A 14,786-nucleotide genomic window follows, 5' to 3' on the forward strand; every position below is an offset into this window, starting at 1 on the left:
TGCATTAACCTTGCAATTTAGAATCCGGCCAAAATGACAAGGGTTCCCGCCATAAAGACGGGAACCCGCTTAAATCTCCAAAGGAAAAAACAACATAAATTCAGTCCCTTTTCCTGGTACACTTTCAACTGTTATGCTTCCACCCATCTTTTCTACAAGCTGGTGGACAATAGAAAGACCAAGACCGCTGCCTTTCTCAGAGCGTCCTTTATCACACTTATAAAGCCGTTCAAAAATGTGTTTCAAATCTTCTTTCTCAATTCCTACTCCATTATCCGCCAGCAGCAGCTCCATGTTATTTTCCTTCTTTGACAGGACAATTTTGATTTTGTCTGCATGGCTGTGAGCGATTACATTTTGAATGAGATTGTTGACGATCCTCATATAGCTGTCCATATCCAATCTTACCCGGACAGGCTGTTCGGGAATATCAATGTCATAATCAACCTGTTTATCCTCAAAAATCGGTATCCAGTCAATCAGGATATTTCTTGTCAGCTCTGCGGCCTCAACGCTCTGGATTTCTAAAGCAAACTCGTCAGAATTTAACTTGAACCAGTCAAAGAGTACATCAATATATTCTTTCAGATCATGGGCTTTTCGTCGGGCGGTTTCAATATCATCATCCCGGTCTCTTCCTGTGACCAGTCCTTTGTGTGCAGCGTCAAGATACCCAATCAGAGTAGTAAGGGGCGTTCGCACATCATGGGAAAGGCTCGTCATAAGCTGGCGGTTGGTTTCCTCTGTCTGCCGTACAGTTGAAAGTCTGCTTTCATAGGCCACAACGATCTCATTGATTTCATAGGCAATAGGTGCTGTCAGTTCATTTGTTGCAGACAAAATACGCCGATTGCCATTTCCATTTTTCACATCAACCAGTGCATCGGTCATTTCTGCAATTTGCTTTTTTACACGCCGGACAAGAAAGATGGAGGTCAACACAGCCACAACAGCAATCACAATGGACAAGAAAACGATGATTTCCATGCTGGCTACACCTCCTTATTAAACCGGTAGCCAATCCCTTTGACCGTTTGTATATACTTTGGGCTTGAAGGATTGACTTCTAATTTTTTACGAAGCCGACTGATGATCGCCATAATGTTGCTGTCGTCATAGAAATATTCTTCACCCCATACTTCCTCATAAATCTGCTGTTTGGTCAAAATTTTTCCTTGATGCTTTGCACAGTACAGGAGCAGATCAAATTCCTTTGGCGGAAGTTCAAAAGTGCCGTTTGCCGTCGTAACAGAACGATTTTCAAGGTCAATCTGCAATCCGTCAAAATCCAGTTTTTGCACAGCTCCGGCTTGCTGATTAAAGCGAGTGTAGCGGCGAATGAGAGAAACAATTCGGGCAATCAGTTCGTCCATATCAAACGGTTTTGTCAGATAATCGTCCGCCCCAGCCCGTAATCCCCGCACTTTAGAAATGCTGTCATTTTTGGATGTAAACATCAAAATCGGCAGGCTGTTCTCTTTGCGGATTTCTTCCAGCGTTTCAAAACCATCCATACCGGGCATCATCACATCCAGCACCACAAGCTGATACTCCTGGTCTTTTAATTTCTGCAAGCCCTCTTTTCCGGTATTACAAAAATCAGCTTCTATATGTTCCGATTGTACGCTGCGTTTAATCAAAGCGCACAGTTCTCTGTCATCATCTATAATCAAAATTTTATTCATGGCGCAGTTCCTTTCCTTGTTTTGTCCGACCATCAATCGGCTTCTCCGCAGTTTTTGGGAGAAGCCAAACACCAGCCATTTTCACAGCGCCGGGGATACGCCCTCCGGCGCAATAATAATTTACCCTACGAGGTGTTACGCCCCATTTCTCGGCGGCCTCTTTCAATGTCATATAGTCCATTTCGCACCTCCATAGGATATATTATAGTTCTCTTTCTCGAACAATGCAAGAAACGAAATATGAATTATAAACTTCAACTAACCTGCATATAGCAACATTCCACGGGCAAAGTATGAATTATACAATGTAACCGGGTGATGTTATATGGCGAAAGTTGAAGATTGTCCCGGTTTTGAAACCTTCGGCGCAGATGTCAAAGCCGCACGAGAGGCAAAGCGTCTGGCACGAAAAACATTGGCAGAAATGGTTGGGATTGAATGGCGGTATCTTGCCAACATTGAGAATCAAGGTGCGATTCCGAGCCTGCCTGTGATGATCCAGTTGATTAAGATCTGCGGACTTCCTGTGGAACGGTATTTTAACCCGGAGATCATGCGGGAAGAAAGCGAACAGCGGCAACGGGTCAGCCACAAGCTGAAGCTTTGCCCTGAAGAATACCTGCCGATTATCGAAGGTGCCATAGACGGGGCGCTCAAAATGGAACACACTGCGAAGCAGAAGGAGGACGCATAATCGCGGCCTCCTTCTGGCGTTTCTATATCAAGTTTCCCGGCACTTTTCCCAAAGTTCCCGGCACCTCTGCTGGATTTCTCCGGTTTCTGTCACAGTCAGCTCGCGGTCATTTCCGGTAATCTTATCTTCCAGAAAGTTGGCGTATGTACCCAACAAAGCGTTCCGTAAATCCTCCGGAGTTTTCTGTATTTCGGCGCTGTACCAGTCATTCCGGTGAGGTTCCCATGCCATCAATGTATAACCGTGGCTGGTCTGCACCACCTCATACAGAGGATCATCATCCAGATATGCCTGAAACACTTTCAAAACCTTTTCAAAGGTCAGCATTTCCCGCACCTCCCATTCAGCTGCAAATCAGTTCCCTGATTAAAATTTCCTCAATCTGTGCCGTTAATGTGTTCATCAGCCCCACCCAACGCATAGGATCACAGGCTTTCAGTTCCTCCGTGACACCCGCAGCCTCCATCATGTGAGGTAACATGGTGTCCATACGCTCCTGCGCTGTCCGGTCAATCTCTAACAGGTGTGGATACAACTTCTCGCTCATCAGCAGTTGGTTGTAGAGAATAGGACGATGTTCCTTCAGGTAGGATTTTCGCATCCTGCCGTACTTGCCGATAGAAGTTTCCGGCTGTTCAGAAAGTTTTAGGTTGGGTATATCATAATCTCCACAACGAATGTAAGTCAACTTATTCATATTCATGCTCCTTTGCTCCGTGATGGTTAAACCGCTGCGCTGGCTGCTATGCTGCCTTTGCGCGGTTCTTCTTTAGGCAGCTGGCTAACAGTAGAATAAACGCCTTTTTTCATGTCCTCAGCCCGGATCAGGGATTTCTTAGCGTCCATTTCCGCTTTTTTCTTCGCCTTGATTTTGTCCTCATATCGTTTTTGTGCGCCGCTGGCTTTCCGCTTCAAATAGTTCTGATGAAGCCTGTCCTTGCGTTCTTCTTTTTTCCGCAGTTCTTCCTGTTCCTCCGTGGTTAAAGGAACCGGCTGTAAGGATGGTGGAATATAGCGTCCTAAAAAATTAAAGTAGATTTCAATTTCCTGCGTGGTATCCTGACTGCCTTTTCGGGAGCGTTCATGGACAAGGATTTTCTCTACAAACTCGTTGAGCATGGTATTTGTCAGCGTGTCAAAATTCTCGTACTTATCAATCAGGGCTATAAATTTCTCTGCTGATTTCTGGCTCTGCTCATAGCCGGTAACAGCCTTTTCCAACTCCGCAATTTCAATCTCAAGTGTGTCCTGCTCTTTGGCATACTGTGCATCAAGCGCCTTATATCGTGTATCCGGCAGCTTGCCGAGGGCGTTATCCTCATAGATTTTGCAAATCAGTTTTTCCAGTTCTCCGGCTCTCTTTTGGGCAGTAGCCAGACGCCTGCGCTTTTTCGATATATCGGCACTCTGTTGAGCAACCTGCGTCTCCTGAACAGTGTGAATAAATTCCGTCCGGTCATTTCTCGAATATTCAGCGATAGCCCGGAGTGTGTCGGAAACCAATGTCAGAACAGCACTCTCATTGATACGGTGTTGTGTAAGGCATAGTGTCCCACACGGAACTTTGGTATAATTGGAACAGGTATATTGAGAAATCCGCTTGCCATTGTTGGTGCGGTGGACATACATCTTGCCGCCACAATCGGCACAATAGAGTAAGCCTGTGAGGGGAGCTGCTTCGCCCCAGCCGTTTGGATAACGCCGTACATTGCTGCGGATTTTCTGCACCAGATCAAAGGTCTGCTGGTCGATAATGGCTTCATGGGTATTCTCAAAGATCGTCCACTCGTCCTCAGAAACATAGTGGCTTTTCTTGTCCTTAAAGTGCTTGCGGGTCTTGAAATTGATGGTGTGCCCCAAATACTCTCGTTTTTTCAAAATGTTCACGATGGTAGATGATCCCCATCCATAGGGGTCTTTGACCGGCTTTGAACGGTTCACACCCTCGTTGAAGCGGGCAAGGTGTACGACAGGAATTTCAATCCGGTCTGCGGATAATTTGCAGGCGATCTGATAAGGCCCATATCCCTCCAGCGTGAGGGAAAAGATACGGCGTACCACTTCGGCGGCTTCCTCATCTACCAGCCAATGTTCCCGCTTTTCATCCCACAAGTAGCCGTAAATCACGGTGCCTGTCAGGTGCTTACCGCTCATGCCTTTTGACTTAAACACAGAGCGGATTTTCCGGCTGGTATCACGGGCGTAAAATTCATTCATGATGTTGCGGAACGGGGTAAAATCGTCATCGCCTTTCAGACTGTCCACACCGTCGTTGATGGCGATCAGCCGAACTCCACGCTGCCGCAAAACCTCCATGACCTGACCGACCTTCAGATAGTCGCGCCCCAACCGGCTCATGTCCTTGATGACGATTGCCTCTACACGCCCTGCCTCCACTTCCTCCATCATCGCCAAAAATCCAGGGCGGTCAAAACGGGTGCCTGAGATACCGTCATCGGTAAAGTGCGTAGGGTTTGGCAGTCCATTCCGGCGGGCAAAATCCTCTAACATCTGTTTTTGGTTGGATATGGAATTGCTCTCGCCCTGTAACTCATCGTCCCGGCTCAGGCGCTCGTACAGTGGGGTGATTTTTTCGTTTCTCATAGCTGTACCTCCTGAAACAAAAATGCTCTAAGTGATTGCTTCACTAACCATGACAAAATCATGATTAAGAAGTCACTTAGAGCATATATCACCGGCAGCCAGCTTGTACTTCTTGTACTGACGGACGGCGAAGTGGTTGGGCTTCTCGGCTTCCAGTGCATCAAACATCAGGTCTACGGGGTTTTTGAACTCCTCGTCATCCTCCCGGACTTCCATGGCGTTGATGAACTCGATGAGGGTAGAGAAATTCTGCTCCTCTACCGGGGCCTCATAGTGGATATACCCAATCAGCGCGCAATACAGCAAGGTCTCTGCTTTGACCCAAAAATCGTCCCCGGCCTTGCCTTCGCCTTTGGTATTGGCGATCAGCGTTGTGACCAGCTTCAAGATGTCCTTTTCGCTATGGATATAGGCGAAAGGGTTATAGTGCATTGATTTTCGGAAGTTGATGGTATTGAGGACCTTGATGCGGTACGGCTCATAAATGACCTTGCCGTGCTTATCCTTCATGGGCTTTCCGTCCTTTCCCAGTTTGGGTGCGCCCCTTTGGAGCATTTTCCCGCACTCCACCAAAATGGTTCCCTTCGGGTCTGTGACCACATAAGAACTGTGCATCTGCATCAAATTCGGTTTGAGCCAGAAGCGGGTCTTACCGGAACCGGAGCCGCCGATCACCAGCACATTTTTGTTTCTGGCGGTCTTTGGGTCCTTGGGGCGGCTGTTCATGGTCAGGCTTTCGGTTTTGGTCAGAATCACATTGTTCTGGAACACCGGGTCGATGTAGGGAGCAATATCCTCACGGGTTCCCCAACGGGCAGAGCCATACTCCATGCCGTGACGGTACTTCTTGGCGTTTTTACTTTTGAGATACACCGCCAGACGCAGGCCAGCACCGCAGCACAGCCCCACCAGCAGATCCAACGGATGCAGGCTGGGCCAGAAACTTTGCAGCGCCCCAGGCAGGACAGCAAACAGGGAAAGGAATTTCTCCGAAGCATTTGCCCCCTGAGCCAGTCGCCATGCCTCCCCAAAGTTAGTAGCAAACAGCCCCATCAGGAGATAAGGCAGGTTCAGCAAAACGAGCTTTTTGATGTCAAACTGCTTTTTCATCGTTCCAGCTCCTTTCGCTTGGTGCGGTCCACCACGGCATTTTTGATCATCTCTTTGAACTGACTGAGTTTTGCTAGCACAGACGGGCGTTCCGTTTTCTTGGCCTTCTTGACCTTTTTGCTGGTGTACTCGGTAAATGCAGCGGTCAGCGCATCGGCGTCACGGCCTTTGAAAAAGATCAGGTACTTGGGCGGGGAGCTGCTGCGGTCTTTCTTCACCGCATAATCCACACCATATTTCCGGGCGATCTTCTCAAATTCCTTGATGGAAGGGTCTGTGATCTCGATATTGGAGATCCCCTGATTCTGACCAATGAGCTGCTTGACGGTCTGTTTGCCGTGGGGTGTCACAGGGGCGTCACGGCTTCTCTGCTTTTGCAGCTTCTTTTCCTTGCAGTGGGCCATGTACTTGCTAATGGCGGCTTTGAGCAGCCTGCCGGTGAACTTTGTTCCGCTGACAACCAGCGTTAAAGTCCTGTTTTCCACTTCTTCCTGCATTTTCATCGCCTCCTTTCCACAAAATGTGCAGGGGTGGTGCATTTATTTCTAAGGCGGGACCACCAGCCGCCGGAGAAAATAGTGATTTATCATATCACCATCAGGATACTGTCTCGCAGTTCGGCAAAATACAGCTTGCCTTGCGGAGTTATCAGCGTATAAGAACCGGTATGTCCGTGATTGCAGTAGTCCTTTACACAAAACAGCCCTTCATTGGCTGGCTTTGCATAGGGCAGTACATTGCCGGACGCAGTGCGGTACACAAAACGCTTTTCCAGAAGAAATCGGACAAAGCGGCGTTCCGGTACATCAAGCTCTTTGGCAGTAGTTCTGAGATTGGTGCTATGCTCCAAATCAATGAACAGGTCATAGAAAGCGGCTTTACCCTCCAGCTGTGCGTTTGCTATGCGCAGAGATACATTCTCCTCTCGCTCAGCCAGAAGATCCGAGCAGAGCTTGAGCAGCGCCTCCGGTGAAGTAGCTACTTCCCATAGCTTTTCTTTTGTGAGATAGGCCCCATGCTTGCGAATGGTAGGAAGAACCTCGTCAAAGACCCATTGCTCAAATCGTTCTGCTGATGGCAATTTACTGTGGACAATCAAACGATACAGATTTCCTTCACTGATGAATTTAGCTTTCTGTTCACGCCCCAAATTATCGGTGAGGTGGTAAAACGCCACCCCATCTTCTCTGCAATGTGTCTTTAGGGCGTTTACTGTATCTTTGTACCCCAGCGATTTTGCAACATCAGCGCCGCAGAACAGGTATTTCCCATTTTCCTCGACTATTCGAATGCTTCCAAACTCTGGACTATTGAAAATTTCAATCTGATTCATGCTGTGCCTCCTTTGGTGTAATACAAAAGCGGCTGATTACCAGCCGCCTGCGTGCATATCGTGATTTACCAGTGAAGTGTAGTGGTTATTCATGGTGGTAGGAGCGTTGAACAGCACTGCAAGCAGGTACTGCTTGATGTTGCGTACCTGGGTGGTGTTCTTTTGCAGACAGTCCATGACAAACTCGATGTGAGAGCTGTCCAGCTTCAAAAAGCGGGAGCGTACAATCTCGTGAGGAAAGTCCGCACCAGAGATCCGGGTGGTCTTTCGTTTGGCACAGACCGTTTCTACCAATAGCTCTACAATCTCATTCAGGTCATCCAGGTAGAGAGGATAACGCTGCTTCAGACAGTCATACTCGATATTCTCCAAAATCAATTCCCGATAATTTTCTATCTCTGTGACAGACATCGCATCCCTTCCTTTCCGTTCCGGCGGTATTGCCGCCGCTGTTTCCCGGAAGGGAATGGAATCGGTATTTGATCCATGAGTATTTTGTTTTTGGGTATTTGATTTCTTAGTATTTAATTGTGTTGGATTTTCCGGTAACGGATTTACCGCTGACGGGTTTACCGTTATCGGGTTTTCCGACGACGGCTTATCCAACATCGGTTCTCCCTCGATGGGACGCTCAAAAATGGTATACTCATTGGCTGCGAATTTACCAGAAGCATCAGTTGTCTGTCTGCGCCGAATGTATCCGGCTGTTTCAAGCTCATTGACAGCAGAGCGGATTGCATCTTTGCTTTCTCGATTGATATAGCTGAGTCCTGACAGCGTATAATCCCAGTCATCAGGCAGAGATAACATCTGTGACAAGAGCCCCTTTGCCTTCAAAGAAAGCCGTTTATCCTTTAGATGGAAATTGCTCATAACCGTGTAATCGCCAGTGCGTTCTACACGAAAAACAGCCATTTACTTCACTCCTTTCATTTCTCAGGTATGAAAAAAGCCGCAATTCATAAGAGAATTGTGGCAGCGGTTAGGGTCTGTCTGTATCTTTTTTCTTGCGTCGGTAGGGGCGTTTTGGCATTGGTGGTTTATCAAACAGATCCCTTTCCTGAGAAAATGGTAAGGTTTGAAAAACACGGTCAATCTCGGTGGATTCCATATCACGCTGTGAGCGGCAATCTTCTTGAATAGCTTCTCGGATTTCTCTTACAGTACACATATTCATTCCTTTCCTTTCGTTGTATCGGTTATGAACGACGGTGTTTTTTAGGCTTGAAGTCGAGAATATGCCCCTCAATAACATGAGCATATCTCTTAATTTTGATTTCTCGACGCTGCTGGCTTTGCAGAGCTGACTGATACCCGTCCTCTGTGAGAAAAAGCCTCATTTCGTCACCGGGTTCTCCATAAGCAGTAGGGCGCAAGACAGTAAACTCAATCATCCAGCAAGTGCTGTCCCAAAATCGCTCCACTGCAAGAATGTTGTGGCCTTTCAGCTCCCTTGCTGCAATATCTTTCATAGGCTCTCCCTTCATCGTTCCTGATCTCGTTGGCGTTTTTTCTGCCATTGTTCCAGCAGTTTAATAATGGTTTCCTGCATTTTGGCCGGTGTATAGCTTTTGGGGAAATACTTTCGCAAGGTATCGCTGCTCAAGGTCACTTTATCCAGATCACCCTTTTTTTCCTCTGACATGATGGCAAGCATCACATCTTCTGACAATTTCCCGTCCTGGCTGAACTTTTTCATTCGCTGAGCCTGAGAAAGAGAAGGGGTGGCCTGCTCATAGTCCATTGTTTCCACCAGCATTTGCTGTTCGTCCGGTTTCAAAAAAGAGAGTTCATAGGCTGGATTAAATGCGATTTTCTTTTCATCCACCATATCCAAAAGCTCTGGAATCAGCTCAGTCAAACGAACATATCGCATTACCTGAATACCGCTTCGTTCACCGGCTTCTTTTGCCACCTGGTCTCTGGCGCTCAACTTCTGTTCAACTTGAACAGAAGTCAGGTCTGTTCTTGCTCCTTGATGTTTAATGGCTTCCAGCTTCATTTTGTAGGCAAAAGCCCTTTCACTGGGGAGCAGATTTTCTCGCTGCAAATTGCTGTCAACCATAATAATTGTGGCAGCATCGTCATCCAAGTCGCGCACAATGACAGGCATGGTTTCTTTTCCGGCCAATTCGCTGGCTCTGCGGCGTCTGTGACCGGCTACCAGCTCATAACCGCCATCAGGCAGTGGTCTGGCAATCGCAGGAACCAAAACTCCATACTTTTTGATGCTGTCTGCGGTTTCTAACATTGCATCATCATCCTTGACCTTGAAGGGGTGATCCTTGAACGGATGCAGTTCAGATAGGGGAATTTCCTGAATTTTTTCCAGTTGCTCGTCTTGCCGACTTTCTTCAGTAGAAAACAGGTCATCTACTGAGGCCAGCTCTATTTTTTTCGCGCTGCTTTTCAAGTTTCAATACCTCCTTCGTCAGATTTTTGTAGCCCTCAGCCACTTTGCCATTAGGATCATGGGCATAAATGCTTTTTCCTTCAGCACTGATTTCTTTAGCCCTGACAGAATGAGGAATTTCTGATGTAAACACCTTGATCTTACTGCCATAGGTTTCGCGCAGGAGAGCGGAGATTTCTTTGGCAAAATTGGTTCGGCTGTCTACCATCGTCAGCAGAATCCCATCAATTTGCAGCTTGGGATTGATTTGTCTGCGAACCTTATTGATAGTTTGCAAAAGCTGCTCTAAACCTTTAGCGGGAAGATACTCTGCCTGGACGGGGATTATAACCCTATTAGCGGCAGCCAGTGCATTGACCGTAAGCATACCCAGGGAGGGCTGGCAATCAATAAGGATATGGGAGTATTGCCCCTTCAGCGTGTCCAGATATTGTCGCAGAATGGTTTCTCGGCTCATAGCGTTTACCAGAGATACCTCCATACCAGATAGCTGGATGTCCGCAGGCATCAGGTCTACGCCCTCAGGGTGGTGCAGGATACCCTCGCCGGGACGAATTGGTTCATCCATCAAAATACGGCCCATAGCGTCTGACAGTGTAAAGGGCAGCTTGTCAGGTTGGGGATTGCCCAAGCTGATGGTCAGGCTTCCCTGTGGGTCTCCGTCAATCAGAAGGACTTTCTTCCCAGACTGAGCCAGACCAATTCCAAGATTGGCACAAGTGGTTGTTTTGCCGACACCACCTTTTTGGTTGGCTATGGCAATAATCTGTGTATTCATAATTTCACCTCATTTCTTTCTAAGTTTAGATATGAAAAAAAGTGCCTGCTCTACCTTTCCTGAGAAAGATAAAACAGGCACTTTTATTGGCTCAATACCTCTTGTAATGAGCCTCTATGTATGGTAGACTATGTCCACGAGACCATAAATATAATTAAGTCCCGACGGGAATTGAACTTTTGGCTAACGCTAAAATTCGCGCCTTTGCAAACAGAGTGCAAACAATAGGGGGCTAAAATCCTTTGTTTTTGCTTGATTTTGCTTGTACGAGGTTTACAGTGAATGTGGAGAAATGCCTTGATATAACTGCATTTTCTTTATCTCCGTTGATAGGGAATATATGCACTGGGTCCATCTCCTAAGCGGAAGGCCAGCGGTTCGAATCCGCTCAGGAACATACAAAAACACGCCGGAAACCCTGGTTTAAGGGGCTCCGGCGTGTTTTCTTTTCCGTTTGCCAAAATTGTACAGGGCTGGGCAGCTGACCTATATACAGCTATAAGGCTACAAATGCTGCAGTTAAATTCATTTTTTATTTCTCTTTTGCCGTACACCTTCTGCGTGTCAGACATATATTATCATAAAAGCACCAACTGAGGACCATTGTATATGAATAACAATAACCCCTACTCTGAACCGTTACTTAGGATGACCCAGGCAGAAGACCCGATTGACCCAGGTTTCACATATCCTGACACTGAAATGATGCTTCCGTCCCCTGACGATGATATCGACCCTGATTTTTCAGTCATGCCTCCTTACTATCCGGACTACCCCGTACGTCCTGATTATCCGGTACGCCCTGACTATCCCGTCCGTCCGAATTACCCTGTGCACCCCTATCCGCCATATTATCCCATCCCCTGCGTGTTCTGCAATAATAACCAGTGGATTCACGGCGGAATACGCCTGTTAAACGGGGCCACCGGGTATAACCCATTTACCGTGTATATAGATAACCGGCCAGTATTCTCCGGGTTGGAGTTTTCTGAAGTGACCCAGTACCGCCAGCTGTCCCAGGGCTACCATACCTTCTCCGTCATGGGCTCAAACGGCTATGTATATCTCCGCAAATCCATGTATGTTGGCGACGGAATGGCCACCATTGCCATTGTCAACTCCTCCACAGGCCTGGACCTGGTATCCATCCAGGATACGGCCTGCCCCACGGACCGGACCTCTGCCTGTTTCCGGGTCTGCAATTTAGCCTACTACAGCGGGCCCATCAATGCCTCCCTGGGCAATATTTACTTTAACTCAATCAACTTTGCCGATGCAGCCAGCTTCAGCCGGCTCAGCTCCGGCAGCTATACCCTGCGTGTGGCCCGTTCCGCCCGGCCGGAAAATACCCTGGTTACCACGCCGGTAACACTGAATCCCTCCCGGATTTATACGCTCTATGTACTGAACTGGAATCCTTCCGTGGATACCATACAGACACTTCTGGTGGAGGACCGGAGAAGCTAATCAACAGCCTCACAGGGAGAAGGATGCAAAATTGATGCATCCTTCTCCCTTTTTTTGTATAAAAGCCTGTATTTTTCGGCCCTGTTCATGATAAAATAAAGGAAAGCCGGCGGATGAAACCCACGCCAGATGAGAGAGTTTTCTCTTGTGCGAAATACCAATCCGTCGTATACTATAAAATAATGCGAAAATTCAGGAGGATACAGTATGGACAAAATTAAGATGACCACCCCGATTGTTGAGATGGACGGCGATGAGATGACCAGAATTCTCTGGCAGATGATTAAAGACGACCTGCTGCTGCCATACATAGATTTAAAGACTGAGTACTATGACCTTGGACTGGAATACAGGGATGAGACCAACGACCAGGTAACCATTGATTCCGCCAATGCCACCAAGAAGTACGGTGTGGCTGTGAAGTGCGCTACCATCACCCCCAACGCGGCGCGTGTGGAGGAGTACCACCTGAAGGAAATGTGGAAGAGCCCCAACGGAACCATCCGCGCCATCCTGGACGGAACCGTGTTCCGCGCCCCCATTGTTGTAAAAGGAATCGAACCGTGTGTTAAGAACTGGAAGAAGCCTATCACCATTGCCAGACATGCTTACGGCGATGTTTATAAGGGTTCAGAGATGAAGATACCTGGACCCGGTAAGGTAGAACTGGTTTACACTGCCGCGGACGGCGCAGAGAGCCGCGAACTGGTTCACGACTTTACCTGCCCGGGCATCGTACAGGGCATGCACAATATCAACCAGTCCATTGAAAGCTTTGCCAGAAGCTGCTTCAACTACGCTCTGGATACAAAGCAGGACCTCTGGTTCGCCACCAAGGATACCATCTCCAAGAAGTATGACCATACCTTCAAGGATATCTTCCAGGAGATATTCGACCGTGAATATGCAGGAAAATTTGAAGCTGCCGGCATCACCTATTTCTACACCCTGATTGATGACGCGGTCGCCCGTGTCATGAAATCCGAAGGCGGTTACATCTGGGCCTGCAAGAACTATGACGGCGATGTCATGAGCGACATGATATCCTCTGCCTTCGGTTCCCTGGCCATGATGACCTCTGTTCTGGTATCTCCTGACGGCAACTATGAATACGAGGCTGCCCACGGAACCGTACAGCGCCACTATTATAAGCACTTAAAGGGAGAAGAGACCTCCACCAACTCCGTTGCAACCATCTTTGCCTGGACCGGAGCACTGCGCAAGCGCGGCGAGCTGGACGGCAATAAGGAACTGATGGAATTTGCGGACAAGCTGGAAAAGGCTACCATCGATACCATTGAGGGCGGCGAAATGACAAAAGACCTGGCCCTGATTACCACCATTCCGAATCCGGTGGTTCTTAACAGCGGGGACTTTATAAGGGCAATTGCAAAGAGGCTGTAAAACAGAATACAGGGTCTAAAAAGACATCCGGTCCGGGATAGGATTCCCTGACCGGATGTCTTTTATTCTAATCCATAAACTGGTCCCCATAACCATAATGCTCCACCACATAGTCGATATCCTTATCGCCTCTGCCGCTTAAGCACACCAGGATGGAGCCCTGTCTCATCTCCTTTGCCCTGCGCATGGCGTACGCCACAGCGTGGGAGCTTTCCACTGCCGGTATGATACCCTCATATCTGGACAGCTTGAAAAATGCCTCCATGGCTTCCTCATCGCTTACCGTGTCGTATTTAACCCGGCCCAAATCGTGGAGGAATGCATGCTCCGGACCTACAGACGGATAATCCAGCCCGCTGGCAATGGAGTATACCGGCGCCGGCTCTCCCTTCTCATCCTTCAGCATAATGCTCTCAAATCCATGCATAACTCCCTTTTCACCAAATTTCATGGACGCAGCATGGTCCCCCAGCTTTTCGCCTCTTCCCAAAGGCTCCACCCCTGTGATGTCCACCGGGTCGTCCAGGAAGGGAATGAACATACCGATGGAGTTGCTGCCCCCGCCCACGCAGGCGCAGACCTCATCCGGCATCATGCCTGTCATTTCCAGGAACTGGTCCCTTGCCTCATATCCCACAACAGACTGGAAATCCCTGACCATAAGCGGAAATGGATGAGGGCCCAGGGCAGAGCCGATACAGTATATGGAATCCTTATAATTCCTGGCATAGGATTCAAAGGCCGAATCCACTGCCTCCTTCAGCGTCTTAAGACCATGGGTAACCGGCACCACCTTTGCTCCCAGAATCTTCATCCTGGTAACATTGGGCGCCTGCTTTGCTATATCCACTTCTCCCATATGAATCTCGCACTCCAGGCCGAAAAATGCAGCTGCCGTGGCCAGGGCCACCCCGTGCTGGCCTGCCCCAGTCTCTGCGATAAGGCGCTTCTTGCCCATGAATTTGGCCAGCAGTCCTTCCCCCATACAGTGGTTCAGCTTGTGGGCGCCTGTGTGGTTCAAATCCTCCCGTTTCAGATATATCTGGCAATTTCCAATTTTTCCGGACAGACGCTCGCAGTGGTAAACCGGAGTTGGCCTTCCCTGGAATTCCTTGCGGATCCGCCTCAGTTCATTGATGAACTGTGAGGAATGGCAGATGGTCTGGTATGCGTCTGCTATCTCCTCAAAAGCCGGTATCAGCTCCTCTGTAAGATAAGCGCCTCCGTATTCACCGAAACGGCCGTCCTTATCCGGATAATTCTTTAAATAGGTTCTGTAATCCATGTCCTTCTCCTTA

The 14,786-nt window shown here is 48.2% G+C and carries 17 protein-coding genes and 1 pseudogene; 3 read left to right on the plus strand and 15 right to left on the minus strand.

The window, feature by feature from the left end; translation table 11 throughout:
- Positions 1-69 precede the first annotated feature (69 nt).
- The 3 genes from FGS84_RS20810 to FGS84_RS20820 are packed head-to-tail and all read right to left on the minus strand — an operon-like array spanning position 70 to position 1,866.
- Positions 70-987 carry a HAMP domain-containing sensor histidine kinase gene (locus FGS84_RS20810; protein ID WP_007860250.1) on the minus strand — a complete coding sequence of 306 codons (918 nt, stop codon included), beginning with the start codon at positions 985-987 and terminating at the stop codon, positions 70-72.
- Positions 988-992: 5 nt separating this feature from the next.
- Positions 993-1,685: a response regulator transcription factor gene (locus FGS84_RS20815; RefSeq protein ID WP_007860251.1), complete on the minus strand. Its 693-nt coding sequence runs from the start codon at positions 1,683-1,685 to the stop codon at positions 993-995.
- Positions 1,678-1,866, minus strand: coding sequence for a helix-turn-helix domain-containing protein (locus FGS84_RS20820; RefSeq protein ID WP_007860253.1), 189 nt, complete (start codon positions 1,864-1,866; stop codon positions 1,678-1,680). Before FGS84_RS20820 ends, FGS84_RS20815 begins: the two co-directional genes overlap by 8 nt.
- Before the next feature lie 144 nt (positions 1,867-2,010).
- Between FGS84_RS20820 and FGS84_RS20825 the strand changes: the two genes are divergently transcribed.
- Positions 2,011-2,379 carry a helix-turn-helix transcriptional regulator gene (locus tag FGS84_RS20825; RefSeq protein ID WP_007860255.1) on the plus strand — a complete coding sequence of 123 codons (369 nt, stop codon included), beginning with the start codon at positions 2,011-2,013 and terminating at the stop codon, positions 2,377-2,379.
- A 27-nt stretch (positions 2,380-2,406) separates the two neighbouring features.
- On the opposite strand, the gene FGS84_RS20830 is transcribed toward FGS84_RS20825, so the two are convergent.
- From FGS84_RS20830 to FGS84_RS20875, 11 genes and pseudogenes are all read right to left on the minus strand, one after another.
- Positions 2,407-2,706: a hypothetical protein gene (locus tag FGS84_RS20830; protein ID WP_007860257.1), complete on the minus strand. Its 300-nt coding sequence runs from the start codon at positions 2,704-2,706 to the stop codon at positions 2,407-2,409.
- A gap of 16 nt (positions 2,707-2,722) precedes the next feature.
- On the minus strand, positions 2,723-3,076 hold the full coding sequence (locus FGS84_RS20835; protein WP_007860259.1) for a TnpV protein: 354 nt from the start codon (positions 3,074-3,076) through the stop codon (positions 2,723-2,725).
- Positions 3,077-3,102: 26 nt separating this feature from the next.
- Positions 3,103-4,983 carry a recombinase family protein gene (locus FGS84_RS31600; protein WP_007860261.1) on the minus strand — a complete coding sequence of 627 codons (1,881 nt, stop codon included), beginning with the start codon at positions 4,981-4,983 and terminating at the stop codon, positions 3,103-3,105.
- 90 nt (positions 4,984-5,073) lie between these two features.
- Positions 5,074-6,093 (minus strand): annotated as a pseudogene (locus FGS84_RS31605) (type IV secretory system conjugative DNA transfer family protein); the annotation flags it as partial.
- Positions 6,090-6,590 (minus strand): PcfB family protein, encoded by a 501-nt coding sequence (locus tag FGS84_RS20845; protein ID WP_138310255.1) that lies wholly within the window; start codon positions 6,588-6,590, stop codon positions 6,090-6,092. The gene FGS84_RS20845 and the pseudogene FGS84_RS31605, both read right to left, overlap by 4 nt.
- A gap of 89 nt (positions 6,591-6,679) precedes the next feature.
- A complete protein-coding gene (locus tag FGS84_RS20850; protein WP_002569245.1) occupies positions 6,680-7,426 on the minus strand; it encodes a phage antirepressor KilAC domain-containing protein in 747 nt (248 codons plus the stop codon).
- Between the two features lie 36 nt (positions 7,427-7,462).
- Complete coding sequence (locus FGS84_RS20855; protein WP_002569246.1) at positions 7,463-8,341, minus strand: DUF6017 domain-containing protein; 879 nt, start codon at positions 8,339-8,341, stop codon at positions 7,463-7,465.
- A 67-nt stretch (positions 8,342-8,408) separates the two neighbouring features.
- Complete coding sequence (locus tag FGS84_RS31610; RefSeq protein ID WP_006059571.1) at positions 8,409-8,597, minus strand: hypothetical protein; 189 nt, start codon at positions 8,595-8,597, stop codon at positions 8,409-8,411.
- A gap of 28 nt (positions 8,598-8,625) precedes the next feature.
- Entirely contained in the window at positions 8,626-8,898 is a 273-nt protein-coding gene (locus FGS84_RS20865; RefSeq protein ID WP_002589068.1) for a DUF5720 family protein, read from the minus strand.
- 11 nt (positions 8,899-8,909) lie between these two features.
- Positions 8,910-9,839 carry a ParB/RepB/Spo0J family partition protein gene (locus FGS84_RS20870; RefSeq protein WP_138310256.1) on the minus strand — a complete coding sequence of 310 codons (930 nt, stop codon included), beginning with the start codon at positions 9,837-9,839 and terminating at the stop codon, positions 8,910-8,912.
- The gene (locus tag FGS84_RS20875; protein WP_002569249.1) at positions 9,796-10,617 is read right to left on the minus strand and encodes a ParA family protein; all 822 of its coding nucleotides are present in this window, start codon (positions 10,615-10,617) and stop codon (positions 9,796-9,798) included. The genes FGS84_RS20870 and FGS84_RS20875 overlap by 44 nt, the downstream gene beginning before the upstream one ends.
- A gap of 609 nt (positions 10,618-11,226) precedes the next feature.
- On the opposite strand from FGS84_RS20875, the gene FGS84_RS20880 reads away from it, so the two are divergent.
- Positions 11,227-12,084, plus strand: coding sequence for a DUF4397 domain-containing protein (locus FGS84_RS20880; protein ID WP_138310257.1), 858 nt, complete (start codon positions 11,227-11,229; stop codon positions 12,082-12,084).
- 207 nt (positions 12,085-12,291) lie between these two features.
- Entirely contained in the window at positions 12,292-13,488 is a 1,197-nt protein-coding gene (locus FGS84_RS20885; RefSeq protein ID WP_138310258.1) for an NADP-dependent isocitrate dehydrogenase, read from the plus strand.
- Between the two features lie 67 nt (positions 13,489-13,555).
- Here FGS84_RS20885 and trpB read toward each other — a convergent pair whose 3' ends face one another.
- Positions 13,556-14,773, minus strand: a complete 1,218-nt coding sequence (gene trpB / locus FGS84_RS20890) for a tryptophan synthase subunit beta (RefSeq protein WP_138310259.1) — start codon at positions 14,771-14,773, stop codon at positions 13,556-13,558.
- Between the last annotated feature and the right edge of the window lie 13 nt (positions 14,774-14,786).

This window comes from Clostridium sp. 1001271st1 H5, assembly GCF_005845215.1.
Lineage (GTDB): Bacteria > Bacillota > Clostridia > Lachnospirales > Lachnospiraceae > Enterocloster.

Coding starts and splice junctions, on each gene's coding strand:
- FGS84_RS20810 (WP_007860250.1), bottom strand. CDS start 987: ATGGAAATCATCGTTTTCTTGTCCATTGTGATTGCTGTTGTGGCTGTG.
- FGS84_RS20815 (WP_007860251.1), bottom strand. CDS start 1,685: ATGAATAAAATTTTGATTATAGATGATGACAGAGAACTGTGCGCTTTG.
- FGS84_RS20820 (WP_007860253.1), bottom strand. CDS start 1,866: ATGGACTATATGACATTGAAAGAGGCCGCCGAGAAATGGGGCGTAACA.
- FGS84_RS20825 (WP_007860255.1), top strand. CDS start 2,011: ATGGCGAAAGTTGAAGATTGTCCCGGTTTTGAAACCTTCGGCGCAGAT.
- FGS84_RS20830 (WP_007860257.1), bottom strand. CDS start 2,706: ATGCTGACCTTTGAAAAGGTTTTGAAAGTGTTTCAGGCATATCTGGAT.
- FGS84_RS20835 (WP_007860259.1), bottom strand. CDS start 3,076: ATGAATAAGTTGACTTACATTCGTTGTGGAGATTATGATATACCCAAC.
- FGS84_RS31600 (WP_007860261.1), bottom strand. CDS start 4,983: ATGAGAAACGAAAAAATCACCCCACTGTACGAGCGCCTGAGCCGGGAC.
- FGS84_RS20845 (WP_138310255.1), bottom strand. CDS start 6,590: ATGCAGGAAGAAGTGGAAAACAGGACTTTAACGCTGGTTGTCAGCGGA.
- FGS84_RS20850 (WP_002569245.1), bottom strand. CDS start 7,426: ATGAATCAGATTGAAATTTTCAATAGTCCAGAGTTTGGAAGCATTCGA.
- FGS84_RS20855 (WP_002569246.1), bottom strand. CDS start 8,341: ATGGCTGTTTTTCGTGTAGAACGCACTGGCGATTACACGGTTATGAGC.
- FGS84_RS31610 (WP_006059571.1), bottom strand. CDS start 8,597: ATGTGTACTGTAAGAGAAATCCGAGAAGCTATTCAAGAAGATTGCCGC.
- FGS84_RS20865 (WP_002589068.1), bottom strand. CDS start 8,898: ATGAAAGATATTGCAGCAAGGGAGCTGAAAGGCCACAACATTCTTGCA.
- FGS84_RS20875 (WP_002569249.1), bottom strand. CDS start 10,617: ATGAATACACAGATTATTGCCATAGCCAACCAAAAAGGTGGTGTCGGC.
- FGS84_RS20880 (WP_138310257.1), top strand. CDS start 11,227: ATGAATAACAATAACCCCTACTCTGAACCGTTACTTAGGATGACCCAG.
- FGS84_RS20885 (WP_138310258.1), top strand. CDS start 12,292: ATGGACAAAATTAAGATGACCACCCCGATTGTTGAGATGGACGGCGAT.
- trpB (WP_138310259.1), bottom strand. CDS start 14,773: ATGGATTACAGAACCTATTTAAAGAATTATCCGGATAAGGACGGCCGT.